General features: G+C 54.7%; 22 protein-coding genes. 17 read left to right on the forward strand and 5 right to left on the reverse strand.

The genetic code is table 11. The annotated features are described in order from the left end of the window. The first annotated feature begins 6 nt into the window (after positions 1-6). The 8 genes from NSQ46_RS10870 (at position 7) to ftsY (ending at position 10,038) form a co-directional block, all read left to right on the forward strand. Complete coding sequence (locus NSQ46_RS10870; RefSeq protein ID WP_007132119.1) at positions 7-996, forward strand: beta-ketoacyl-ACP synthase III; 990 nt, start codon at positions 7-9, stop codon at positions 994-996. A gap of 52 nt (positions 997-1,048) precedes the next feature. Next, a complete protein-coding gene (gene fabD, locus NSQ46_RS10875; RefSeq protein ID WP_007132118.1) occupies positions 1,049-1,981 on the forward strand; it encodes an ACP S-malonyltransferase in 933 nt (310 codons plus the stop codon). Between the two features lie 41 nt (positions 1,982-2,022). Next, the gene (gene fabG, locus NSQ46_RS10880; protein ID WP_007132117.1) at positions 2,023-2,772 is read left to right on the forward strand and encodes a 3-oxoacyl-[acyl-carrier-protein] reductase; all 750 of its coding nucleotides are present in this window, start codon (positions 2,023-2,025) and stop codon (positions 2,770-2,772) included. A 113-nt stretch (positions 2,773-2,885) separates the two neighbouring features. Continuing rightward, positions 2,886-3,119 carry an acyl carrier protein gene (acpP, locus tag NSQ46_RS10885; RefSeq protein WP_007132116.1) on the forward strand — a complete coding sequence of 78 codons (234 nt, stop codon included), beginning with the start codon at positions 2,886-2,888 and terminating at the stop codon, positions 3,117-3,119. A gap of 161 nt (positions 3,120-3,280) precedes the next feature. Further along, positions 3,281-4,519 (forward strand): beta-ketoacyl-ACP synthase II, encoded by a 1,239-nt coding sequence (gene fabF / locus NSQ46_RS10890; RefSeq protein WP_007132115.1) that lies wholly within the window; start codon positions 3,281-3,283, stop codon positions 4,517-4,519. Between the two features lie 12 nt (positions 4,520-4,531). Next, entirely contained in the window at positions 4,532-5,230 is a 699-nt protein-coding gene (gene rnc / locus NSQ46_RS10895) for a ribonuclease III (protein ID WP_028406687.1), read from the forward strand. Between the two features lie 210 nt (positions 5,231-5,440). Further along, complete coding sequence (gene smc / locus NSQ46_RS10900) at positions 5,441-9,010, forward strand: chromosome segregation protein SMC (RefSeq protein ID WP_007132113.1); 3,570 nt, start codon at positions 5,441-5,443, stop codon at positions 9,008-9,010. Positions 9,011-9,039: 29 nt separating this feature from the next. Then, positions 9,040-10,038: a signal recognition particle-docking protein FtsY gene (ftsY, locus tag NSQ46_RS10905; protein WP_007132112.1), complete on the forward strand. Its 999-nt coding sequence runs from the start codon at positions 9,040-9,042 to the stop codon at positions 10,036-10,038. 157 nt (positions 10,039-10,195) lie between these two features. Here ftsY and NSQ46_RS10910 read toward each other — a convergent pair whose 3' ends face one another. The 5 genes from NSQ46_RS10910 to NSQ46_RS10930 all read right to left on the reverse strand — a co-directional run bounded on the left by NSQ46_RS10910 (position 10,196) and on the right by NSQ46_RS10930 (position 14,096). Next, positions 10,196-10,399, reverse strand: a complete 204-nt coding sequence (locus tag NSQ46_RS10910; RefSeq protein ID WP_007132110.1) for a hypothetical protein — start codon at positions 10,397-10,399, stop codon at positions 10,196-10,198. A 65-nt stretch (positions 10,400-10,464) separates the two neighbouring features. Continuing rightward, positions 10,465-10,785, reverse strand: a complete 321-nt coding sequence (locus NSQ46_RS10915; protein ID WP_007132109.1) for a hypothetical protein — start codon at positions 10,783-10,785, stop codon at positions 10,465-10,467. A gap of 18 nt (positions 10,786-10,803) precedes the next feature. Next, positions 10,804-11,811, reverse strand: a complete 1,008-nt coding sequence (locus NSQ46_RS10920) for a polysaccharide pyruvyl transferase family protein (protein WP_007132108.1) — start codon at positions 11,809-11,811, stop codon at positions 10,804-10,806. Positions 11,812-11,853: 42 nt separating this feature from the next. After that, positions 11,854-13,071 carry a glycosyltransferase family A protein gene (locus NSQ46_RS10925; protein ID WP_007132107.1) on the reverse strand — a complete coding sequence of 406 codons (1,218 nt, stop codon included), beginning with the start codon at positions 13,069-13,071 and terminating at the stop codon, positions 11,854-11,856. After that, positions 13,068-14,096, reverse strand: a complete 1,029-nt coding sequence (locus NSQ46_RS10930; protein WP_007132106.1) for a glycosyltransferase — start codon at positions 14,094-14,096, stop codon at positions 13,068-13,070. Before NSQ46_RS10930 ends, NSQ46_RS10925 begins: the two co-directional genes overlap by 4 nt. Positions 14,097-14,339: 243 nt before the next feature. Between NSQ46_RS10930 and wecB the strand changes: the two genes are divergently transcribed. The 9 genes from wecB (at position 14,340) to NSQ46_RS10975 (ending at position 21,905) form a co-directional block, all read left to right on the forward strand. Continuing rightward, positions 14,340-15,404 carry a UDP-N-acetylglucosamine 2-epimerase (non-hydrolyzing) gene (gene wecB / locus NSQ46_RS10935; protein WP_050954083.1) on the forward strand — a complete coding sequence of 355 codons (1,065 nt, stop codon included), beginning with the start codon at positions 14,340-14,342 and terminating at the stop codon, positions 15,402-15,404. Between the two features lie 82 nt (positions 15,405-15,486). Further along, positions 15,487-16,134: a hemolysin III family protein gene (locus NSQ46_RS10940; protein ID WP_007132104.1), complete on the forward strand. Its 648-nt coding sequence runs from the start codon at positions 15,487-15,489 to the stop codon at positions 16,132-16,134. A 135-nt stretch (positions 16,135-16,269) separates the two neighbouring features. Further along, positions 16,270-16,626, forward strand: a complete 357-nt coding sequence (locus NSQ46_RS10945; RefSeq protein WP_007132103.1) for a putative DNA-binding protein — start codon at positions 16,270-16,272, stop codon at positions 16,624-16,626. A 21-nt stretch (positions 16,627-16,647) separates the two neighbouring features. Further along, on the forward strand, positions 16,648-18,027 hold the full coding sequence (ffh, locus tag NSQ46_RS10950; protein WP_007132102.1) for a signal recognition particle protein: 1,380 nt from the start codon (positions 16,648-16,650) through the stop codon (positions 18,025-18,027). Positions 18,028-18,072: 45 nt separating this feature from the next. Continuing rightward, on the forward strand, positions 18,073-18,345 hold the full coding sequence (gene rpsP, locus NSQ46_RS10955; RefSeq protein ID WP_007132101.1) for a 30S ribosomal protein S16: 273 nt from the start codon (positions 18,073-18,075) through the stop codon (positions 18,343-18,345). 21 nt (positions 18,346-18,366) lie between these two features. Then, the gene (locus tag NSQ46_RS10960; RefSeq protein ID WP_007132100.1) at positions 18,367-18,597 is read left to right on the forward strand and encodes a KH domain-containing protein; all 231 of its coding nucleotides are present in this window, start codon (positions 18,367-18,369) and stop codon (positions 18,595-18,597) included. A 112-nt stretch (positions 18,598-18,709) separates the two neighbouring features. Continuing rightward, complete coding sequence (gene rimM, locus NSQ46_RS10965) at positions 18,710-19,231, forward strand: ribosome maturation factor RimM (protein WP_007132099.1); 522 nt, start codon at positions 18,710-18,712, stop codon at positions 19,229-19,231. A 3-nt stretch (positions 19,232-19,234) separates the two neighbouring features. Beyond that, positions 19,235-20,050 carry a tRNA (guanosine(37)-N1)-methyltransferase TrmD gene (trmD, locus tag NSQ46_RS10970; RefSeq protein WP_007132098.1) on the forward strand — a complete coding sequence of 272 codons (816 nt, stop codon included), beginning with the start codon at positions 19,235-19,237 and terminating at the stop codon, positions 20,048-20,050. A 229-nt stretch (positions 20,051-20,279) separates the two neighbouring features. Continuing rightward, entirely contained in the window at positions 20,280-21,905 is a 1,626-nt protein-coding gene (locus tag NSQ46_RS10975; protein ID WP_007132097.1) for a collagen-like repeat preface domain-containing protein, read from the forward strand. The last annotated feature ends 73 nt before the right edge of the window (positions 21,906-21,978 follow it).

Here is a 21,978-nt window from a genome sequence, read left to right on the forward strand (position 1 = left end):
GAGGATATGAACAAGTTGCGTCCGGTCGGAATTATTGGCACCGGCAAATATGTGCCGGAGAAGATTTTAACTAACCAGGATCTGGAGAAGATGGTGGATACGAGCGATGAGTGGATCGTCTCCCGTACCGGCATCAAGGAGCGTCATGTTGCAGCCGAGCATGAGGCAACATCGGATCTGGCCTATCATGCTGCCGTGAACGCCCTGAAATCGGCGGGCATGCATGCGGAGGATCTGGAGCTGATTATCGTGGCTACCATTACTCCCGACATGTTCTTCCCGTCAACGGCCTGCCTGCTGCAGGATCGTTTAGGCGCCAAGAAGGCGGCGGCATTTGACCTTTCGGCAGCCTGCTCCGGATTTGTATACGGACTGGCTACTGCCACGAATTTCGTGAAAACGGGCATGTACAACAATGCCTTGGTGATCGGTGTAGACTGCCTGTCGCGAATCACGGATTACAGCGATCGGAACACCTGCGTGCTGTTCGGCGACGGAGCCGGCGCAGCGATTGTCGGAGAAGTGCCGGAAGGCCGAGGGTTCCAAGCCTTTGATCTTGGCGCCGAAGGCGCAGGCGGCGCGCATCTGTACATCGAGGCTGGAGGTTCAAGACTGCCGGCATCGGCGGAGACGGTAAATACGAATAAACATTACATTTATATGAACGGACGCGAAGTGTTTAAATTTGCGGTACGGGTCATGGGAAGCGCAACGGAGGCCGTATTGGCCAAGGCGGGGATCGATAAGAAGGACATCGACTTATTCATTCCGCATCAGGCGAATATCCGGATTATCAAATCGGCGATGGAACGGCTTGAGCTTCCTGAAGAAAAGGTTGTCATCAATGTCGACAAGTATGCGAATACGTCAGCCGCATCCGTGCCCCTGGCTCTAGTCGAAGCACAGGAGTCCGGCCGGTTGAAGCCAGGCGATAAAGTGCTCATGGTAGGCTTTGGCGGCGGATTAACCTGGGGCTCGTCCGTACTCATCTGGTGACATCGCACATTTAGCGCGAATGGATCTTCGCGCATGAAGGGAGCCGACGATTGTGGGGAAAACAGCATTTATATTTCCGGGGCAGGGCGCCCAGTCCGTGGGGATGGGACAGGATGCATTCAACGCGGTCCCCTCTGCACGGGACATTTTTCAAACTGCGGATGACAAGCTGGGTTTTTCGCTCAGCTCCATTATTTTCAACGGGCCTGATGAAGAGCTTAAGCAAACGGCGAATACGCAGCCGGCTCTTCTGACGACGAGCATGGCCTATCTGGAAGCGATTCGCGGCAAAGGGATTAAGCCCGACTTTGTCGCAGGCCATTCCCTGGGCGAATACAGCGCGCTTGTATGCGCCGGCGTCCTGACATTCGAAGAAGCGGTTTCGATCGTAAGGGCGCGCGGTGAATATATGGAGGCGGCCGTTCCGGGCGGGCAAGGCTCCATGGCGGCTGTGCTAGGCGCCGAACGTCAGGCGCTGGCCGAGCTGTGCAGCAGCATTACGGCCGACGGGCATGTGGTTGAGCTTGCGAATATGAACTGCCCGGGGCAGATCGTTATTTCCGGCTCCGCCGAGGGCGTCGCTGCCGCGGCGGAACGAGTGAAGGAAGCAGGCGGCAAACGCGCCATTCCGCTTGAAGTAAGCGGGCCCTTCCATTCCTCGCTGATGAAGGATGCAGCCAGCCGGCTTGGAGACAAGCTGGAGACAGCGACCTTCCATTCTCCAGCCGTGCCGGTTGTGGCGAACGTGACGGCCCGTCCGGTGGAGGATGCTTCGGAGATCCGCGGTCTGCTGGTCGAGCAGGTATACTCTCCGGTATTGTGGCAGGACAGCGTTGAATGGATGATCGCGCAAGGCGTCGATACTTTTGTCGAGATTGGTCCGGGCAGCGTGCTTAGCGGACTCATCCGAAAGATTGACAAATCCGTCAAGGTGGTTAATGTGAACAGCCTGGAGAACGCTGAAAAACTCGAATCCTTGATGTGAATTCGAATGAAGAGAGATCCTTTTTGAAAGGAGGTACAGGTATGAATGAGGGACTGAAGGGGCAGACTGCGCTTGTTACGGGTGCTTCCCGCGGCATCGGCCGCAGCATCGCGCTTGCGCTCGCCGATCTTGGCGCTAACGTCGCTGTCAATTATGCAGGGAGTGAAGCTGCCGCTGCGGAAGTCGTGGAAGCGGTCCGCGCGAAAGGCGTATCAGCCATCGCGATTCAATCCAACGTTGGACGGGCTGATGAAGCGGATGCCATGGTGAAGCAGGTATTGGATGCATTTGGTCGAATAGATATCCTTGTGAATAATGCAGGGATTACTAGAGATAATTTAATCATGCGCATGAAGGAAGAGGAATTCGATCAGGTGATTGAGACGAATCTTAAAGGGGTGTTCAACTGCCTGAAGGCGGTAACCCGTCCGATGATGAAGCAGCGCTACGGTCGGATCATCAATATTTCCTCCGTCGTCGGAGCGCTCGGCAATCCGGGCCAGGCCAACTATGTGGCCGCGAAGGCCGGCGTCATCGGTTTGACGAAGTCGGCCGCCCGCGAATTGGCATCACGGGGCATTACCGTGAATGCAGTGGCACCGGGCTTTATCGATACCGACATGACGCGGGAGCTGTCTGAGGATATGAGAGAGGGGCTGCTTGGCGGCATTCCGCTTGCCCGGCTGGGTCAGCCGGAGGAGGTTGCCGGAGTTGTTGCTTTTCTGGCATCCGAAAGCGCCTCTTATATGACCGGCCAGGTGCTTCATGTGGATGGCGGCATGTACATGTAGAAGCCGCTTTCGCAGCCTAGACGCCTAGGGCGTCGAAACTATAACGTTTTCAAATGCCTTCTATGGCAATTTGAAGTCATATCTCGTATAATTACCAAGAGGAGGTGAGCCGGATGTCCGATGTATTGGAACGCGTGAAACGCATCGTTGTCGACCGCCTGGGTGTTGACGAAGCCGACGTGACACTAGAAGCATCTTTCAAAGATGACCTTGGAGCTGATTCTCTCGATGTAGTGGAATTGGTGATGGAATTGGAAGATGAGTTTGATATGGAGATCTCTGATGAAGATGCGGAGAAAATTACGACCGTAGGTGAAGTTGTAAACTACATACAATCTCATACCTAAGTCATAAAGTTAAGTCCCGTTCTTTAGCCAGGCGGGACTTCTCCTCATTCAATCGCCGTATTCATGCAACCAATGATAGATTATTGCTGCGATGTCCCTTCTCGTTGAATCCTTGACCGGATGAAGGGGAGGGACAAGCAGTCCATATAGAGGTGAGCTTGATGAAACGTAGAGTCGTTGTAACAGGAATGGGAGTCATGACAGCTCTCGGTCAGGACTTGGACACATTTTGGAACAGCCTGATGGAAGGAAAATCGGGTGTATCCCGCATTGAATCCTTTGATGTCAGTGAATACACCACGCAGATTGCAGCGTCGATGAAGGACTTCAATCCGGAGGATTACATGGACCGGAAGGAAGCCCGCAAAATGGACCGTTTCGTACAGTTCGCCGTTGCTGCAGGCTCGAAGGCGCTGGAGGACAGCGGGCTCGAGATCGGAAGCAATGTTGATGCAGAGCGTGTCGGCGTGTCGATCGGATCGGGCATCGGCGGTCTCGGTACTTGGGAAGACCAGCATAACATTTTGCTTGAAAAGGGACCGAAGCGCGTCAGCCCGTTCTTCATTCCGATGATGATCGCGAACATGGCTTCCGGTCAAATGTCCATTAACCTTGGAGCCAAAGGCCCGAATACGACACAGGTTACGGCTTGCGCAACCGGGACGCACTCGATCGGGGATTCGTTCCGTTTGATCCAGCGCGGCGATGCGGATGTCATGATTTGCGGCGGAGCTGAGGCTACGATCCGTCCGACCGGCATGGCGGGCTTCTGCGCGATGCGCGCGATGTCGACCCGCAACGATGAGCCGGAGAAGGCAAGCCGGCCGTTTGATACGGGCCGCGACGGATTTGTCATGGGTGAAGGCGCCGGAGTGCTTGTGCTCGAATCGCTGGAGCATGCTCAGGCGCGCGGAGCGAAAATCTATGCCGAGGTCATTGGCTACGGCCTTAGCGCAGACGCTCACCACATTACCGAGCCTGATCCTGACGGAGCGGCACGCTGCATGAAGATGGCGATCCGCGACGCGGGCATCTCGCCGGAGGAAGTGGATTACATTAATGCCCACGGCACGTCGACGCCGGTCGGTGACCGGTCCGAGACCCAAGCCGTCAAGCTTGCGCTCGGCGATCATGCGTATAAAGTGGCGGTAAGCTCCACTAAATCGATGACAGGTCATCTGCTGGGAGCCGCCGGCGGGGTTGAGGCGGTTATTTGCGGTCTGAGCCTGAAGCATCAGCGCATCGCGCCGACGATCAATCTGGAGAATCAGGATCCAGAATGCGATCTCGACTATGTACCAAATCATCCGCGCGAAGCCGATCTGGACGTCGTCATGTCCAACTCCTTCGGGTTCGGCGGTCATAATGCAACGATTATCCTGAAAAAATACGCCGAGTAAGGAGATAGTGTGTTGAGTGGAGATCTGAAGCAGTTACAGCATAAACTCCATATTCAATTTCGAAATGCAATGCTGCTGAAGCAGGCCTTTACCCACGCATCTTATGTAAACGAACACCGCTTCAGTCAGAACCAGGACAATGAACGCCTCGAATTTTTGGGCGATGCGGTTCTGGAGCTGACCGTCAGCGAGTTTCTATACAATCTGTTTCCGGACCGGCCGGAAGGAGAGCTGACCAAGCTTCGGGCTTCCATCGTATGCGAGCCTTCGCTTGTGCAGTTCGCCCTGCGTCTGGATTTCGGACGGTACGTATTGCTCGGCAAGGGAGAGGAAATGACGGGCGGACGTACCCGCCCGGCTCTTCTGGCTGATGTATTCGAATCGTTTGTGGGGGCGCTTTATCTGGATCAAGGACTGGAGGCGGTGCGTCAATTTTTGCACGATCATGTATTTCCTTCAATCACCGTCAATGGCCGTCCGCAGATGAGCGATTATAAGACCGAGCTTCAAGAACTGACGCAGCATCACAGCATGGGTGCGCTGGAATATCGCATCGTCGAGGAGCGTGGACCGGCACATGAGCGGGAGTTTGTCTCAGAGGTATACATGGGAAGCAAATGTCTTGGACGCGGAAGCGGAAGATCCAAGAAGGAAGCCGAGCAGCAAGCGGCGGCGGTAGCGCTCAAGCAGCTGAAGCGCTCGGACGGCTGATGCTTCGCTTTAGGAATAGGACAAACAAAGAGCAAAGAGCAGTCAGGCAGATAACCGGATCCGGATGAAATGACTGTTTTTTGCTCTTTTCGTTGTCCAGCTATCCTGATAGGAGAGTCGACTTTTTTCGGAAGAAAAACTCCGTCCATAGACAGCGGAAAAGCCGATTCTGCTTGTGGTACAATAGCGTAAAGAGGTGATGGGTCGTATATGTTTTTGAAACGGATTGAGCTAGCAGGATTTAAGTCGTTTGCCGATAAAACGGAGATGGAATTCGTGCGCGGCATTACGGCTGTCGTAGGTCCGAATGGCAGCGGCAAGAGCAACATCTCCGACGGGATCCGCTGGGTCCTTGGGGAGCAGAGCGCCAAATCGCTTCGCGGCGGGAAGATGGAGGACATTATTTTTGCCGGCAGCGATGCGCGTAAGGCGGTCAACTATGGCGAAGTATCGCTTACGCTCGACAATGAGGATCATGTGCTTCCGCTTGATTTTCACGAGGTAACGGTGACCAGACGGGTGCACCGAAGCGGCGACAGCGAATATTTCATCAACAGGCAGTCCTGCAGGCTCAAGGATATTACGGAGCTGTTCATGGACACGGGGATCGGCAAGGAAGCCTATTCCATCATTGGACAGGGGCGTATCGAAGAGATCTTAAGCACAAGATCGGAAGACCGCAGGGGCATATTTGAGGAAGCTTCCGGTATTGTTAAATATAAATCGCGCAAAAAAGAATCCGTGCGCAAGCTGGATGAGACGGAGCAGAACCTGCTCCGCATCCACGATCTTGTCACAGAGCTTGAGGATCAGATCGGACCGCTGAAGGAGCAGTCCGAGAAAGCGGTCCGTTACAAGGAGCTCCGCGAGGAGCTGAAGCATAAGGAAATATCGCTGTACGTATACCAAATTGAGCAGATTCATAACGCATGGAGCGAAGCGAATGCAAAGCTCGAGCAGCTGAAGGAAGAGCAGCTTGCCCTGTCAACGGTCGTTTCCGCGCATGATGCCAAGCTGGAGAGCGACCGATCGGCGCTGCGGCAGCTGGAGCAGGAAGTGGAGGACATCCAGAGCCAGCTTCTGCAATACAGCGAGCTGTTCGAGAAGAGCGAGGGGTACGGGGAAGTGCTCAAGGAGCGCCGCCGGAATCTGGAGCGCACGCGGGAGCAGCTGGAGGACAGCCTCCATTCGGGCGATACCCATCTTGCCGAGCGGGTAGGAGAGCTTGAACGCATGAAGAGCAAGCTGTCGGAGCTGAAGCAGGAACTGATTCAGGTTCGGGATCAGCTCTCGGCGGAAGAAGCCAAGCTGGTCGGCGTCACCGGCGGGATCAGCCAGGAGCAGGAGGAGAGCCTGAAAGGCAATTTGCTCGAGCTGATGAACCGGATGGCCCAAGCGCGCAATGAAATCCGTTATGCGGATCAACAGCAGGAAGCGCTGGAGCGCCGGATGAATCGCGCACAGGAGGAATCCGGCAAATGGGAGGCCTTGAAAGAGGATCTGCTTCGCCGCAAGGAGAGCATCGACCGCAGCATCGAACGCTTCGGTAAGGAAATCGCCGATCTGCGCAGCGGGTACATCAGCGAGAGCGAGCGTTACCAGTCGCTGCAGAAGCTGCTCGATGAGACGCAGGGCGCGCTACGGAAATGGGAGCAGAAGCGGGAAGCTCAAATTGCCCGCAGGGATACCATGAAAGAGCTGCAGGATGACTTTGACGGCTTCATGCTGGGCGTTAAGGAAGTGCTGAAGGCATCGCGCAAATCGGTGCTCCAGGGTGTCCATGGGGCGGTGGCGGAGCTGATCCGCGTGCCGGAAAGGCTGGAGCTGGCCATGGAAACGGCGCTCGGAGCATCGGTACAGCATATCGTTATGGATAACGAAGCGGTATCGCGGCAGGCGATCTCCTTCCTGAAGCAGCGGCAGCTAGGACGGGCGACATTTCTGCCGCTGGACGTCATCCGGCCGCGGAATGTCTCCGGATCGGACCGGTCGCTGGCCGAAGGGGAGCCAGGGTTTGTCGGCTTCGGCTCCGAGCTCGTGCAGTACGATCCGCGTTACAGCAACATCGTCGGCAGCTTGCTCGGCAATGTCGTGATTGCCGAGACGCTGGAGCAGGCCAACAAGATTGCAGCGCGGTTCTCCTACCGCTTCCGTGTCGTGACGCTGGAAGGAGATGTCGTCAATGCGGGCGGTTCGATGACCGGCGGAAGCCATCATAAGAAAACGAACAGCCTGCTTGGCCGCAAACGCCAGCTGGAGCAGCTGGATCAAGAGATTACGGAAACCGAGCGCCAGCTGGACAAGCTTCGCCAAGGCATCGAAGGCGTACGAACGCAAATGCTGGAATCTCAGGATAAGCTGGATTCGCTGCGTAAAGCAGGGGACGACAAGCGCATTGAAGAGCAGCAGGCGGCTGGAGACCGGAAGCAGCTGGAGCATGAGCTGCGTCACGTGCTGGAGCAGGCAGAGCTTGCCGGCGAGGAGAAGAGCAGCCAGGAGCAGGAAGCGAAGCAGATTCAGGAGGCGAGAGCCCGCGCGGAGAAGCTCCTGCAGCAGCTGGAGGAAGAGGAGAAGGCGACGCATCAGGCCATTCAAGCGGCGGAATTTGCCCGCAAGGCCAATGAGTCGGCCAAGGAAGAGCTGCAGAGCCAGCTTACGCTGCTCAAAGTCCGTGAGGGCAAGCTGGATCAGGAGACCTTCTCATTGGAGGAGCAGCTGAAGCGGCTGCAATCCGATGTCGATAATCATGAGAAACAACAAAAGCAGAACCGTACGATGCTGGCCTCGGTTCAAGCCGACCTCGAGCAGAATGAGCGCGAAAGCGTCAAGCAGATCGAGAATTTGAACGAGTACAAGCTGAAGAAGGAAGAGGCGGCGCAGCAGCTCGAGTTCAAGCGGGCGGCGCGCACGGCTCTTGGCCGAAAGCTGGAGCTAGCGGAGAGCGAGACAAAGGAGCAGCGCATCCAGCTGAAAGCGGTGGAAGATAAGCTCCGCGAGACCGAAATCGGAGTTAACCGGCTCGATGTGGAGCTGGAGAATATACTTAAGAAATTAAGCGAGGATTACGAGCTCAGCTATGAGCTGGCCAAGCAGCGCTACCCGGTGCCGGAGGACGTGACGTCCGCGCAGCATGAAGTGCGGGATTTGAAGCGCTCCATTGCTGGCCTCGGGGACGTGAACCTCGGCGCGATTGAGGAATACCAGCGCGTCAATGAACGCTATCAGTTCCTCAGCGAACAGAAGGCCGACCTGGTCGAGGCGAAAACGACGCTGTATCAAGTCATCAAAGAAATGGATGATGAGATGTCAAGGCGCTTTAAGCAGACCTTTGATGCGATTCGCCGCGAGTTCGGAACCGTATTTACGAAGCTGTTCGGAGGCGGGCGCGCAGACCTTGTTCTGATCGATCCGGATCGTCTCTTGGAGACGGGTATCGATATCGTCGCGCAGCCGCCGGGCAAGAAGCTGCAAAATCTGCAGCTGCTGTCAGGCGGAGAACGTGCGCTGACCGCCATGGCGCTTCTATTCGCCATTCTGCATGTGAAGCCGGTGCCGTTCTGCGTGCTGGATGAGGTCGAGGCGGCACTGGATGAAGCGAACGTTGTGCGCTTTGCCCAGTATTTGCGCGAGTTTTCCGAGCAGACGCAGTTTATCGTGGTCACTCACCGTAAAGGAACGATGGAAGAAGCGGACGTGCTGTACGGGGTCACGATGGAGGAAGGCGGCGTATCGAAGCTCGTGTCCGTCAAGCTGGAGAATGAAGAAGCGGAAATTGCCTGATAGAACATTTAACATGTGTGGAGGGAACTATGAGCTTTTTTAAGAGATTGAAAGAGAGCATTTCGAGCAAGACCGAGAATGTAACGAAGCAGTTCCGCGACGGACTCGAAAAAACGCGGAAGGGATTCATCGAGAAGGTATCGGATCTTGTAACCCGGCGCAAAAAAATAGACGAGGAGTTCTATGAGGAGCTGGAGGAGATCCTGATCGGTGCCGATGTCGGCGTCAATACGGTGATGGATCTGATGGACGACCTCCGGGCGGAGGTCAAGAAGCGCCGGATCGAGGATGCGGCGGATTTGCAGCCGGTATTGTCCGAGAAGCTGATGGAGCTGCTTCGCGATGACAGCAGCAACGAGCTCCGCGAAAATCCGGACGGCATTACGGTGATCCTGTTTGTCGGCGTCAACGGCGTTGGCAAGACCACAACGATCGGCAAGCTGGCACACCGCTACAAGCAGCAAGGGAAAAAAGTGCTGCTGGCGGCAGGAGATACCTTCCGCGCAGGGGCGATCGAGCAGCTCGAGGTTTGGGGCGAGCGGGTTGGCGTTGAAGTCATCAAGCAGCAGGCGGGATCGGACCCGGCGGCCGTCATGTTTGACGCCGTACAAGCGGCCAAGCAGCGGCAAGCGGATGTCCTGCTCTGCGATACGGCTGGACGCCTCCAGAACAAAACGAATCTGATGGAAGAGCTTAACAAGATCTTCCGCGTGATCCAGCGGGAAATTCCGAGTGCGCCGCATGAAGTGCTGATGGTGCTGGATGCTACGACAGGCCAGAATGCGCTGAGTCAGGCGAAGCTGTTCGGCGAGAAGAGCGGCGTAACCGGACTTGTCCTCACAAAGCTCGATGGAACGGCAAAGGGCGGCATCGTTATCGCCATCCGCCAGGAGCTGAACCTGCCGGTGAAGCTCGTAGGCCTCGGGGAGAAGATGGAGGATCTGCAGACCTTCGATTCCGAGCAGTTCGTGCATGCGCTGTTCGCCGGGCTGATCAAAGAAGAAGAAGGCCCTGCGGACTCGAATTGATCTGTATTCGCTAATCCGTTATGGAATACATCGTGAAGCATAACAAAGAGGCGAGCCTCAAGGTCTGTGACCTAAGGGCCGCCTCTTTATTATTTGGCAAGGCATGCGGGCGCGCCATGCCTCCCCTCCTTTTACTGTCTAAGTTACAGGAACCCGATCAGGACGAAACGATGCGTACGAATTCGATCGACCGGAGCGGAATGATCGCCGTATCGGTCGGAGGACCATAAATGATCGGCGGCACCTTTAACGTCACGGTGCTGTCTTCGACCGCGGTTAACGTCCCGACGATGATATCGCCGGACACCGCCACCTCGGTTTCGGATCCGATAAAGCCTTGGAGCCAATCTACAAAACGCATAAGGGGTTCGCCTCCTTTTTCAAAATCATGAACAGTGAATCCAATCAGTCTCTCTCGAGCAAACGTTACTGCACGGACGTAATATTGGTAAAAGGAATCAGAACGAGATCGCCAGAAGCCTCCCGGAGCTGGACTCCGTCGTCGGCCGTCGCCAGAACGACGCCTTCCAGGGTAACGAAGGTCGTGCCTACACGTACCCTCTGGCCGATCCGGGCTCCGAAATATTCAATCAGCTCCGGAATGATGATCAACCCGGTTCGAACCTGGTCCTCCAGCGATTCTACCCGTTCGGTTAAGTGTTCGGTTTGCCGGCTGAGAAGCTCAACCTGGCGCGATAACGCCTTTACTTTGGCAGCAAGTCGTCTGCCGAACAGGAAACAGCACATGGGTCATTCTCCTTTCTGTTATCGTTTGAATTGTTCAATGTCAGACTTTAGCTCGAGCAGGGAAGCCAGGCTTCGTTGCTCGGTGTCCCGGATGAGCGGCAGTGCGCAGTCCAGGTGGCCGGGCCCGTATTTCAAAAAACGCTCGGCGCGTTCAACCAATTCATCCAGCGGCTGCCGGTAATCGACCACGTACTGCCCAAGCCCGAAAGAGCACAGAAGACTGTGCACTTTGCCCATCGTGCTGAAGGCCAGGACAGGCTTACCTCCCCGAAGGGCCGCAAGGGACGGGTGAAGCTTGAAGGAGATCAAATAATCGACGGATTGAATGAAGCTGTACGTCAGCTCGATATCCATCAGAAAAGGAAGCGTTTCGATCGACGCGTGCGGCGACAGCTCCTTCACCTTCTGCTGCAGCTGCAAGCATGTGCTGTAGTCGGAATAGGCATTGCCCGGATGATGGATGACCGGTATGAGAGCCAAGTGGTACCCCTTTTGGTTCAAATGCGCAAGCAGCTTCGTCATATTGTCCATCGGGAAGGAAGAATACGAGAATACGACCACGCCGATCGTCGGACGTCTCGAGAAACGCTTTACGGGAATGGCCGGCTGCCGGTATCCGAACACGATATCCGGAGCGACCTCGGCATTTCGGTGAAACCTAGCCCGCTGCGCGATCGCTTGGGACCTCTCATCCCGGAACACCGCACGCTGGGCCGCCGAGATCATATCCCGGTAAGCGGAGACCTGATCCTCCGGCCAGGTGTGCTCGGGGTAAGCGTCCACAATGCCAACGCCATAGACCCAGACAGGCCTTCCCTTGAGCTGTTCAGGGAAATAATAGTTGTTGAAGGAGTAAGGCGTGATCAGATCGCCTCCACCGATGATGAACGCATCGGTCTGATTCGGGTCCAGCCGGGAATTCCAAGGGTAGACGTGGTGATTGTCAAAAACCTGGCGGAGGGTATGAAGGAACAGATCGTCCCCGAAATTTCCCATTCCGTAATATCCGGAAGCGGCAATTTGCATAACGTTTCACCTCCTTTATAGTCAAGCCGAACCGCATCGACGTTAACGGGATTTACGCCAGGCCGGGAACAGGTCCCGGCTGCGCTGGCTGATGCTGCTCCCGTAAATTACGCGGTGATACAACACAGCCGGAACCTGAACGAGAAGGTGATGGTCAAGCAAGCGGGAGGTTAGTTCGATATCTTCAAATATTCGTCCGAAGCGATCCTCCCGGTCCCACCACCCTCCGATCGCCTTCAGCGATGCTGCTCGGTACATCCGAGGAACGAGGGGATGGGCCAGCGCGGAATGTTGCGAGGAAAGGGCCTGCTCCGGCGGGTTCACGCTGCTCATGGTGCCTTTCCAGACCGGTCCCAATTGTCTCGTACGGATCCACCACGCATAGGAGGCTGTCGCCATGCCGGCTTCCGGCGCCTGGTCAAGAGCTTCGGACAGCAGCCGCACCGTATCTGGAGCAAGCCAGTCATCGCCGTCCAGCTCCAGTATATAGCGGCCCCTGGCTTCCTCAAGCAGCCGGTTCATCATGACCGCCTTGCCGCGATTGCGCGAATGCAGAAGGATCTTAATGCGGGGGTCGGAATAAAAGCATGCTTCTTCAAGGGTGTCGTCATCCGAGGCGTCATCGCCGATGATCAGCTCCCAATCCTCGCTGGACTGCGCCAGCACCGAGCGGATGCTCCAGCCCATGGTGTCTCGCATATTGTGAACGCTCATGAGAATGGAAACAGCAGGCTTCACTCGGGTAACAGAACACGCTGCTTGTTGTGAAGGAACATGCAAATGGGGCGGATGCTGCTGTGCAGCGGCAAGGAGAGGGGCAATATATTCGCGATCATGAAGCTGAGAAATCGGGATTCGGCTGGTGAGATTTCGGCTTCCGGAGCCTTCGATGCTTAAGCCTCCCGAAAAAGACGTTTCCGTCCGGAAAATTTGGCTCTCGTCATCCGGCATCAGATCATCCTGAAGAAAGCGTGCTGCCGGAAGGCGGCTGTTCCATTCCGACAGGCGGTTTCGGAGCCATTCCCTCCGCCATAAGCAGGGGATCCCGTCCACACATATACAGACGGCTTCCTGCGGTATATCGGAAGCCCAGTCGTAGGATCGGAGCCATTGCCTATGGGCAGGAAGGCTCATGCTGCTTGATACTACCCACTCGCTGCCGGACCGGCGCACTTCTTCGAGAATCCGGTCGCGATAGGCGGCAATCTCGTCCCGGGTGAAGCCGAAGGGCCGGGAATGAAGAATGTCAAGCGTCTTCATCTCCCGCCGAGCCCTCTGAGACGAATCGTTTCCGCAATGACCTGATCCGCCGCCTTACCGCGCTCGATCCAGCGGTTGCTGCGTGCATAGGCGATTCTGGCCTGCTTGCTCTCCTCCGAATCCGGGTGCTGTAGAATATCGCCAAGTTTCGAGATGAAATCGTCATGGGTGGTCGCGGTTCTCACATGCGGTTCCATGGCGATGCACTCCGGCAGGGCGGTCGATAATACGCGGACGCCTGCTGCCATATACTCGTAGGCTTTTACCGGATTGGTGGCAAGCGTAATCGGATGATATTGAAACGGGATTAAGGCAACATCGATATGGCGAAGATAGCGCTTGAGCTCATAGTGGGGCTTTTCACCGAGAATATGCACATTGGGAAGGTGCGAGTAATCTCCCGAGCTGCCGTAAGGAGCGCCGATCGAAACGAAATGGACATGGGGATATGCGGCAGCCGCCTTAGCAAACAGCTCATGATCGACCCAATAAGCCCAGGCGCCGATATAAGCGGCAACGGGACCTTCCGGCAGGTCGGCGGGACGCTCCGTTGCCGGGATATGGAAGAATGAAGGATCCGCTCCGTTTGGAATCAAGGTCAGTGGTTTTTCCGGATACGCAAGCGAAAGACGGGTGTGGATCACATCGGCCGTGCACACAACATGGTCTGCCGATTCGATCATCTTCGGCTCGTATTTCGCCCAGTGCGGAAATTCATCACAGCAGTCATAGATCGTAATGTCCGGCTTGAACAGCGTCTCGATGCGTGTGCGGAGCTTGGACCAGGTCGTCCAGACGACAACCGGGTGCTCCTTGCGAAGAGCAGGAAGCTTCTTGTACAAGAACGCCTTCGTATCCGTAAATAGATAGACATTCTCTTCAATCTCTGTAAACTCTGAATCCAGCGGTGCCAGGTTTTCGAAGAAAACCTGATGACCTAGTGCGCCTAATTGAGTCATAAGCTGCTGCGGTCTTTGCTTCATATAAGACCAGTTCATCGTTCTCGGGTAAATGATGACAGCCAAGAGGTTTTCCTCCTTTCTTTGGTTCTAGGGTTACTATATGCATTGATAGCTTTTAAGATTGGACGATTGAACAAGAGAAGCGAAATTGGTTGATTATGATGCTAGGGGCGGCACCAGAATCGGAACGATTCTACCAATTTTTCATATAATGCTCGGGATGATGATATCCATTGCGAGTGAGGAGTGAGATTTGTGGATAAAAAGGTGCTTGTCGTTTTCGGTACGCGACCGGAAGCGATCAAAATGGCTCCCTTGGTCAAGGAGTTAGAGCAGACTCCGGGCTTTATGCCGGTTGTCTGTGTCACCGGGCAGCATCGGGAGATGCTCGATCAGGTGCTTCAATTTTTCGATATTCATGCTGACATGGATTTGAATATGATGAAGGAAGGGCAAAGCCTGTACAGCCTAAGTGCGGATCTGCTCCGGGGGATGGAAGAGGTCTTTCAAAAGAACAAATATGATATGGTCCTCGTCCATGGGGATACGACAACGGCTTTTATTGGAGCGTTGGCGGCCTATTATGCAAAGGTGCCGATCGGCCATGTGGAGGCGGGCCTTAGAACCTATGACAAGTACGCGCCTTTTCCCGAGGAAATGAACCGGGAGTGGATCGGCCGGGTTGCGGACATGCATTTTGCCCCGACAAGGCTGGCGGCTGAGCATCTGATGAAGGAGAATCGGACCCGGCATATCTATGTAACGGGAAACACGGGGATCGATGCGATGAAATGGACGTTGAGCGCGCCGTTTACGCATCCGCTGCAGCACAAGCTCAGAAAGGATACGCGCTGGATTCTGATGACCATGCATCGCAGAGAGAATTGGGGCGAGCCGATGAGCCATGTGTTTCAAGCGATCAAACAGCTGATCCGGGAAAATCCGGACATCGAGGTGATCTATCCGGTTCATCCGAACCCTGCGATTCAGAAGGCGGTATCGGATGGATTGGCGGGAGAGGATCGGGTACACCTGACTGCGCCGCTGGACGTCGTGGATCTGCATCATATCATGAAGCGCTCGTACATGGTGTTGACGGATTCCGGAGGCATTCAGGAGGAAGCCCCTTCTCTAGGCAAACCGGTCCTTGTTCTGCGCGACAAGACGGAGAGGCCGGAAGGCGTAATTGCGGGAACCTTGAAATGTGTCGGGACAGATACGCGAGCCGTTGTAAAGGGAATCAAGGAACTGTTATTCGATCCGAGGGCATATGCGGCCATGGCCAAGGCGGCCAATCCGTTCGGGGACGGCACCGCCTCCGCGCAGATCGTAAGCGCAATCCGCAACTATTTTGACGCATCCGGTGAGTAGGTTCTAAGCAGCTCGCTGGATTTTGCCTCCCGCAGGGGTTTATAATAGAGGCTAAGATCTAAAGCGAAAGGATTTTTTAGCTATGGCAAATACGCACGTTTATCCGCGCAGGGAGGAAATCGCTAATGCCATTACCCATGGCATAGGGGCGGCGCTCAGCGTGGCCGCGCTGGTGCTCCTGATCGTGTTTTCCAGTCTGAAAGGCACGGCTTGGCATGTGGTGAGCTTCACGATTTACGGTACGACGATGCTGCTGCTGTATTTGAATTCCACGCTCGTGCACAGCCTCAAGGAGGGGAAGGCAAAGGATTTTTTCGAGTTTATGGATCATTCCTCCATCTACTTGTTCATTGCCGGAACCTATACGCCGTTTCTGCTTGTCGCCGTCCGCGGCACGCTTGGCTGGAGCCTGTTCGGCGTGGTATGGGGAATCGCGATCGCAGGCTGCATATTTAAAGCGTTCTTTGTGAAAAAGTTTCTGTTTCTGTCGACCATCTTTTACATTGCAATGGGCTGGCTGATCGTTATTGCCTGGAATCCGCTGACCGCCGTGGTTGCGCCCCAAGGCATAAACCTGCTTGTTATTGGCGGCCTTCTGTACACGCTGGGCACGATTTTCTATGTATGGCGCGGCTTCCCGTATCACCATGCCATCTGGCATTTGTTCGTGCTGGCCGGTTCGGTGCTTCATTTCTTTGCAATTTTGATATACCTTCTTCCGATCGGATGAAGGGCCGCATAAACCGTTGATCACCAAATTGAAGGATGACAAGGGAAATATCTTGACATCCTTCTTTGTTTTATGTATGATAAGTTTCGTTAAGTGAACTGTAAAGTGTTTTTCCTTGACGAGGGGGTGCCCTGCATGAGTCAGGAGAATCGGCTCGAGAAGACGAATCGGATCAATCTGTTGTTCGATTTCTATGAGCAGCTGCTGACAGAGAAGCAGCGGACCTTTCTGAAATATTACTTCCTGGATGATTTTTCCCTGGGGGAAATCGCAGGAGAATTTGAAATCAGCCGTCAGGCCGTTTACGAGCATATTAAACGCGCGGAGCAGGTGCTGGAGTCCTATGAGGAGAAGCTTGGGCTTCTGAAGAAGCACGACGCGCGGATCCGTGAGCTGGATAAGCTTCAGGAACGGCTCGCGGTCAGCGGATTGAATGATGAAGAGAAACACGTGATGACCGATATGGTTGAACGATTGAAGATATGGGATTAAGTACGAACGGAGGTGGCGGATATGGCGTTTGAAGGATTGACCAGCAGACTGCAGAACGTATTCAGCAAGCTTCGCGGCAAGGGCAAGGTATCCGAGGAAGATGTAACAGCCGCCATGCGTGAGGTTCGGCTCGCGCTATTGGAAGCCGATGTTAACTTCAAAGTGGTTAAGGATTTTGTGGCCAAGGTGAAGGAGAAGGCCATCGGGAAAGAAGTGATGGACAGCTTCACGCCCGGCATGGTCATCATCGATATCGTTAATAAGGAATTGACCGAGCTGATGGGCGGAACCCAGTCGAAGCTGGCCAAGAGCAGCAAGCCGCCTACGGTAATCATGATGGCGGGTCTGCAAGGTGCAGGTAAGACGACGACCTCGGGCAAGCTGGCGAAGCTGCTGCAGAAGCAGAACAGCCGCCCGCTGCTCGTCGCAGGCGATATTTACCGCCCGGCTGCGATCAAGCAGCTCCAGGTGCTTGGCGAACAGATTAAAGTGCCGGTGTTTTCGCTCGGAGACAAGACAAGCCCGGTGGAGATTGCGAAGCAGGGCTTGCAGCATGCCAAGGACAACGGCCATGATTATGTCATCATCGATACTGCCGGACGCCTTCATGTCGATGAAGAGCTGATGGAGGAGCTGAAGCAAATCCACAGCGCGGTGAACCCGGATGAGGTTCTGCTCGTGGTGGATGCCATGACGGGTCAGGATGCGGTGAATGTGGCTGAGAGCTTCAATCAGCAGCTTACTCTGACCGGCGTCGTGCTGACCAAGCTCGACGGCGATACCCGCGGCGGCGCGGCCTTGTCGGTCAAGGCCGTCACCGGATGTCCGATCAAATTCGCCGCACTCGGCGAGAAGATCGATGCGCTTGAGCCTTTCCATCCGGAACGGATGGCTTCCCGGATTCTCGGCATGGGCGATATGCTTTCCTTGATCGAGAAGGCGCAGTCGAACATCGACGCCGAGAAAGCGAAGGAAATGGAACGTAAAATGCGCAACGCGGAGTTTACGTTCGAGGATTTCTTGGAGCAGATGGAGCAGGTGAAGAAGCTTGGCCCGCTTGATCAGCTGATGGATATGATCCCCGGCATGGGCAAGATGAAGCAGGCAAAGGATCTGAAGGTGGATGAGAAGCAGATGGGGCGCATCGAGGCGATCGTGCATTCGATGACGACCGAAGAGAAGCAGCAGCCTGACATCATCAACCATAACCGCCGGAAGCGGATTGCCGCTGGCAGCGGAACATCGCTCGCCGAGGTGAACCGTCTCATCAAGCAATTCGACGAGATGCGGCGCGTCATGAAGCAGTTTTCGGATATGATGGGCCCTAAGGGCGGCAAGAACAAGGCACTGAAACAGCTTAAAGGATTAACCGGCAAAGGAATGAAGTTTCCTTTCCGTTAAGAAGGATAGATGCAAGGACATCTGTTGAAGGAGGTGAATGTTGAAATGGCAGTACGTATTCGTCTGAAACGCATGGGTGCTCACAAGGCTCCTTTCTACCGCGTGGTGGTTTCTGATTCCCGTTCCCCGCGTGATGGTCGTTTTATCGAGGAAATCGGTTATTACAATCCGGTTGCACAACCGGTTGAAGTTAAGATCGATGAGGAAAAAGCTCTTCAGTGGCTTCAAAACGGTGCGCAAGCATCCGATACCGTTCGCAACTTGCTGAGCAAAGCGGGCGTTATGAAGAAGTTCCATGAGCTGAAGCATCAGAAATAAGACTGATCGCGAGGGTTATCTATGGAAGAATTAGTTCGCGTTATTGCTAAGGCTTTAGTGGATCATCCAGAAGATGTGACTGTAAAGACAGTTGAGAAGGAGCATCTGATTGTATATGAGCTGCACGTGCATCCTGACGATGTCGGGAAGGTCATAGGCAAGCAGGGGCGTATTGCCAAATCACTGCGTACAGTCGTAACATCAGCGGCAGTCAAAATGGATAAACGGGTGACCGTTGATATCATTTCTTAAAATATACGAAAGGGGGTTAGGATGCATGTCCTAGCCCTTTTTCGTACATGCTGAAGAAACCGGGGTTACCCTCATGTCAGCGATCATTCATTATGTGTGCAGGAGGAACACCATGTCAGAGAAGTTACTTACGGTAGGTAAAATCGTAAACACGCACGGCATTCGCGGAGAAGTCAAAGTGATGCCGTATTCGGATTTTGCAGACCAGCGATTTGCGAGCAAAAGTCAGCTGCACATCGTTCCGGAGCAGGGAAGCCCGATTGAGGTGACGGTGGACACGTCCCGCTTTCATAAGAATATGTATATTGTGAAATTCAAGGAGCTTCACGGCATTAACGAGGTCGAGAAATTCAAGGGAGCTCTCTTGAAAATTACGGCCGATCTTCAAGAGGAGCTTCCGGAGAACGAGTATTACTTCCATGAAATCATCGGATGCCGTGTCGTCACGGATGAGGAGCCGCCCGAGGAACTCGGCGTCATCTCCGAGATCTTGACCCCGGGTGCTAATGATGTCTGGGTCGTAAAGACACCGAAGGGCAAACAGATTTTGCTTCCGGCAATCCCTGATGTCGTGCTAGATGTGGATAAAGAAGCCAAGCTGGTACGTGTTCATCTGATGGAAGGGCTGTTATAAACAATGAAGATCGATGTGTTGACACTGTTCCCGGAGATGTTCGATGGCGTTTTTCATTCGAGTATTCTGGGCAAGGCTGCCGAGAAGGAGATTGTGAAGCTGAACGCCATCAACTTCCGTCCTTATGCGGGCAATAAGCACGGTACAGTGGATGATACTCCGTACGGCGGGGGAGGCGGTATGGTGTTGAAGCCGGACCCGATCTTCGCAGCGGTGGAGGATATCTTGTCAAGGACAGAGCTTCCGGAGGGACAGGACTCGCCCCAAGCGAATGCTGATGCTTTCATGGAACCCGGAGAGCAGAAGCGGCCGCGGATTATTCTGATGTGCCCGCAAGGGGAGACCTTTACCCAGAGCAAAGCGGAGGAGCTGTCGCAGGAGGAGCATCTCATCTTTATCTGCGGTCATTATGAGGGCTATGACGAGCGAATTCGGGAACATCTCGTGACCGATGAGCTGTCCATCGGGGATTATGTTCTCACCGGCGGGGAGCTGCCGGCCATGGTGATTATCGATTCCGTCGTCAGACTTCTGCCTGGTGTGCTGGGCAATGAGACATCGGCCGTAACGGACTCGTTCAGCACCGGACTGCTTGAATATCCGCATTATACCAGACCGGCTGAATTCCGCGGCTGGAAGGTCCCGGATATTCTGCTCAGCGGGCATCATGCCAATATCGACCAATGGCGGCGTGAGCAGGCGCTTCTGCGCACATGGCAGCGGCGTCCCGAATTGCTGGAGCGGCTTGAGCTGTCCAAGAAGGATCAAGCCTTTCTGGACAAGCTGCGCAGCAAAGCGGAAGCACCAACCGAATCATAGCATTGAGAAAGAGGCCTGGAGTAAAAGGGCCTTTTTTTCGTTTTTCTCATAATACAAAGGCCGTGCTTTACATACAGTAATGATAGTCTGACTTGTTGAGAGGGTCATGAAATCGTACGGTGTCCATGGCACGGCTGCTTCAGTTGCCGGCATATTCTATAAGGATGAGTACTGTGCTTTAAGTAGTTTTATGGGGAGCGACAACGGAGCGTAGGGGTGAGAAGGACTTATGCGGGGGAGAAGAAACGGCGGGCGGCTGAGAGCAGGAATCCAGGAGGTTGGAACAGGCACAATTCGAGTAAGGAAGGCGCAATTGACCCAGTATATTACGTTGACGGAGCAGATAGCAGGATTGCTCAACGCCTTCGCGCAGCAGCCGGAATACGAGGATTTTACCAGAATCAAGACGACGCTGCAAAGCTTGAATGAGCTTGTCTCCGGGATGGGATTTACGTCTAAGGAGCGACGGGTTTTCCGGCAGAGTGTGCAGCAGGTAGCTACGATTCCCAATACGAATAACTTGCCGCATATATGGACGAGAATCGATGCCGTGCTTGCTCTGATTCGGTCTTACGGGGAGCGCATCGGTGTTGGAGAGGTGATTATCCAGGCTTTAACCGGTTTACAGGATGTTGCTCCGGGAGAGGGAATGTCCGGCACCGATCAAGCAGAGCCAGTGAATCTGACGAACCCGTCCCGGCTTGATCGTACAGCAGCTGATAAAGAGGCTGAACAGGGGACGAGAATGCGTCTTAGCGCCGTCGTGCAAGAGATGGACGAACAGCCGGGCCGCTTCGACGACGACTCCTCTCAGCAGCCTGCACTGCCCAAGCAGTCTACGGAAGAGATGTATACGCTTCAGCAGCCTAATGAGTCGGAAACGGTATCGGAGCGTTTAGATCAACAGCTGATGAGCGGCGCACACGCGCATGCGGGGGAAATCGCTGAGCAGGATAAGCAAGCCAATGCTCCGGAAACGGCACCGCACGCTTTACTGCCTGCCGCAAGGACAAGTTCAGAGGCTGCTCGGAAGGATACCGTCCAGGAGCACCCAGAAGGCTTGCAGAGAAGGCATGAGAAGGAGCCAGGTATCGCTGATGGCCAGGGGCGCACAGCTGCAATAGGGATGTCGGGGCCGACCGTTCCTGAGGGGAAGACATTACCGGTAGCTCCAACAGAACCGGAGGAGGGATCGGGGGAAGAGGAAGCGAGAACAACAGAGACCGTCTCGCCTGCGCCTCAGCAGGGACCTGGCAGCGCCTCCGGAGGAGCAGTGAATCGTCCAGTCGCGGTTACCGGTTCAGCAGGCTTAAACAGGCCTGCAGGGGCCTCTGAATCGATTGAGGATGCCGAGTCTACAAGAGCATCCAGCTCAAGGGGACCGCATGGCCAGAAAAGCGAAACGGATCAAGCAAATCCTGCCCGTATCGAAGCGACCGGACCGGCAGGATCGGGCGTATCCGATCCGGTGGTCGGAGGCACCGTGCTGTATACCGGTGATGGCGGAAGCCAGCATGTCATGCCCCATTCGCCTGTCGCTTTTACCGCCAGTACACTGCAAGGGGTGTCTTTTAACGGCACCGATTCGTTAACGATTAGGTCAGCGGGCTTTTACTACTTGGAATGGAGGATATCACTCCCGCCCGGCCAAACAGCGCCTAGCTCGTTCGGGATTGTAATCGATGGTAATAAGAGCGGCACGGCAGGCCTTTCTTCGAATTCGGGCAAAGCCTTAGTGTCAGGATCCGCCGTCTTGAATTGTAGTGTTGGCAATACCCTTGCCCTTTATAATCGATCGGAGGCAGCAGTAACGGTAAAAGCCTCCCAACTATCGATATCCAAAATCAGAAATTAGTTTGTTGGTGCATCGTTCTATCTGTTGGGTAATAAGTATTTGTGATCAACGAGAAGTACTAGGAGGTATACGG

The organism is Paenibacillus sp. FSL M8-0142 (assembly GCF_038597315.1).
Lineage (GTDB): Bacteria > Bacillota > Bacilli > Paenibacillales > Paenibacillaceae > Paenibacillus_AQ > Paenibacillus_AQ lactis.

Excerpts from the sequence above, each read along its gene's own strand:
- NSQ46_RS10870 (WP_007132119.1), top strand. The coding sequence starts at position 7 with ATGAACAAGTTGCGTCCGGTCGGAATTATTGGCACCGGCAAATATGTG.
- fabG (WP_007132117.1), top strand. The coding sequence starts at position 2,023 with ATGAATGAGGGACTGAAGGGGCAGACTGCGCTTGTTACGGGTGCTTCC.
- acpP (WP_007132116.1), top strand. The coding sequence starts at position 2,886 with ATGTCCGATGTATTGGAACGCGTGAAACGCATCGTTGTCGACCGCCTG.
- fabF (WP_007132115.1), top strand. The coding sequence starts at position 3,281 with ATGAAACGTAGAGTCGTTGTAACAGGAATGGGAGTCATGACAGCTCTC.
- smc (WP_007132113.1), top strand. The coding sequence starts at position 5,441 with ATGTTTTTGAAACGGATTGAGCTAGCAGGATTTAAGTCGTTTGCCGAT.
- ftsY (WP_007132112.1), top strand. The coding sequence starts at position 9,040 with ATGAGCTTTTTTAAGAGATTGAAAGAGAGCATTTCGAGCAAGACCGAG.
- NSQ46_RS10910 (WP_007132110.1), bottom strand. The coding sequence starts at position 10,399 with ATGCGTTTTGTAGATTGGCTCCAAGGCTTTATCGGATCCGAAACCGAG.
- NSQ46_RS10915 (WP_007132109.1), bottom strand. The coding sequence starts at position 10,785 with ATGTGCTGTTTCCTGTTCGGCAGACGACTTGCTGCCAAAGTAAAGGCG.
- NSQ46_RS10920 (WP_007132108.1), bottom strand. The coding sequence starts at position 11,811 with ATGCAAATTGCCGCTTCCGGATATTACGGAATGGGAAATTTCGGGGAC.
- NSQ46_RS10925 (WP_007132107.1), bottom strand. The coding sequence starts at position 13,071 with ATGAAGACGCTTGACATTCTTCATTCCCGGCCCTTCGGCTTCACCCGG.
- wecB (WP_050954083.1), top strand. The coding sequence starts at position 14,340 with ATGGCTCCCTTGGTCAAGGAGTTAGAGCAGACTCCGGGCTTTATGCCG.
- NSQ46_RS10940 (WP_007132104.1), top strand. The coding sequence starts at position 15,487 with ATGGCAAATACGCACGTTTATCCGCGCAGGGAGGAAATCGCTAATGCC.
- NSQ46_RS10945 (WP_007132103.1), top strand. The coding sequence starts at position 16,270 with ATGAGTCAGGAGAATCGGCTCGAGAAGACGAATCGGATCAATCTGTTG.
- ffh (WP_007132102.1), top strand. The coding sequence starts at position 16,648 with ATGGCGTTTGAAGGATTGACCAGCAGACTGCAGAACGTATTCAGCAAG.
- rpsP (WP_007132101.1), top strand. The coding sequence starts at position 18,073 with ATGGCAGTACGTATTCGTCTGAAACGCATGGGTGCTCACAAGGCTCCT.
- NSQ46_RS10960 (WP_007132100.1), top strand. The coding sequence starts at position 18,367 with ATGGAAGAATTAGTTCGCGTTATTGCTAAGGCTTTAGTGGATCATCCA.
- rimM (WP_007132099.1), top strand. The coding sequence starts at position 18,710 with ATGTCAGAGAAGTTACTTACGGTAGGTAAAATCGTAAACACGCACGGC.
- trmD (WP_007132098.1), top strand. The coding sequence starts at position 19,235 with ATGAAGATCGATGTGTTGACACTGTTCCCGGAGATGTTCGATGGCGTT.
- NSQ46_RS10975 (WP_007132097.1), top strand. The coding sequence starts at position 20,280 with ATGCGGGGGAGAAGAAACGGCGGGCGGCTGAGAGCAGGAATCCAGGAG.